The 1,666-nt window shown below is 45.0% G+C and carries 1 protein-coding gene; it reads left to right on the top strand.

What is annotated here, in order from left to right; translation table 11 throughout:
- Positions 1 to 1,666: DNA topoisomerase IV subunit A (gene parC, locus SORDD16_RS04915; protein WP_241733991.1), on the top strand; the 1,666-nt coding region annotated here is incomplete at both ends.

The raw sequence follows: 1,666 nt of genomic DNA, 5'->3' as shown, positions 1-1,666 counted from the left end.
CGTATTCTTTATTCGATGAATAAGGATGGCAATACTTTTGACAAGAGCTACCGCAAGTCAGCCAAGTCTGTTGGGAACATCATGGGGAATTTCCACCCACACGGTGACAGTTCCATCTATGATGCCATGGTCCGTATGTCTCAGGACTGGAAAAATCGTGAGATTTTGGTCGAAATGCACGGGAACAACGGTTCTATGGACGGAGATCCGCCTGCGGCGATGCGTTATACCGAGGCTCGTTTGTCTGAGATTGCAGGCTACCTTCTTCAGGATATCGAGAAAAAGACAGTTCCCTTTGCTTGGAACTTTGACGATACTGAGAAAGAGCCAACAGTTTTGCCAGCAGCCTTTCCAAACCTCTTGGTGAATGGATCGACTGGTATTTCTGCTGGATATGCCACAGACATTCCACCGCATAATTTGGCTGAGGTTATTGATGCCACGGTTTACATGATTGACCACCCAACAGCCAAGGTTGATAAGCTGATGGAATTCTTGCCTGGGCCTGATTTCCCTACAGGAGCCATCATCCAAGGGCGTGATGAAATCAAGAAGGCCTATGAAACCGGGAAAGGGCGCGTGGTTGTTCGTTCTAAGACGGAGATTGAAAAGCTAAAAGGTGGTAAGGAACAAATCGTTATCACTGAGATTCCTTATGAAATCAATAAGGCTAATCTCGTCAAGAAAATCGATGATGTTCGTGTCAATAACAAGGTGGCTGGTATTGCTGAGGTTCGTGATGAGTCTGACCGTGACGGTCTTCGCATTGCTATCGAACTCAAGAAAGACGCGAATACCGAGCTCGTACTCAACTATCTCTTCAAATATACTGACTTGCAAATCAACTATAACTTTAACATGGTGGCGATTGACAATTTCACACCTCGTCAGGTTGGGATTGTTCCAATCTTATCTAGCTATATCGCCCACCGTCGTGAAGTGATTTTGGCACGCTCACGCTTTGACAAGGAAAAGGCTGAGAAACGTCTTCACATCGTTGAAGGTTTAATTCGCGTGATTTCGATTTTGGACGAAGTCATTGCCCTTATCCGTGCCTCTGAGAACAAGGCAGATGCCAAAGAAAACCTCAAGGTAAGCTATGATTTTACCGAGGAGCAGGCGGAGGCTATTGTCACCTTGCAACTCTATCGTTTGACCAATACAGACGTGGTGGTTTTGCAGGAAGAAGAAGCAGAACTTCGTGAAAAGATTGCCATGCTTGCGGCGATCATCGGTGATGAACGTACCATGTATAATCTAATGAAGAAAGAACTCCGTGAGGTCAAGAAGAAATTTGCGACTCCGCGTTTGAGTACTTTAGAAGATACTGCGAAAGCGATTGAGATTGATACAGCTAGTTTGATTGCCGAGGAAGATACCTATGTCAGCGTGACCAAGGCAGGCTATATCAAGCGTACTAGCCCACGTTCCTTTGCGGCATCCACTCTGGAAGAAATCGGCAAACGTGATGATGATCGTTTGATCTTTGTACAAGCTGCCAAGACAACGCAACATCTCTTGATGTTCACAACTCTTGGAAATGTCATTTATCGTCCAATTCATGAATTAGCAGATATTCGTTGGAAGGATATCGGAGAGCATCTAAGCCAAACCATTACAAACTTTGAAACCAACGAAGAAATCCTTTATGTGGAAGTAGTGGAAC

The organism is Streptococcus oralis (assembly GCF_001578945.1).
GTDB lineage: Bacteria > Bacillota > Bacilli > Lactobacillales > Streptococcaceae > Streptococcus > Streptococcus oralis_Q.
Note: the sequence above shows the minus strand (reverse complement) of the source record. Positions and strands in the feature narration are given on the sequence as shown.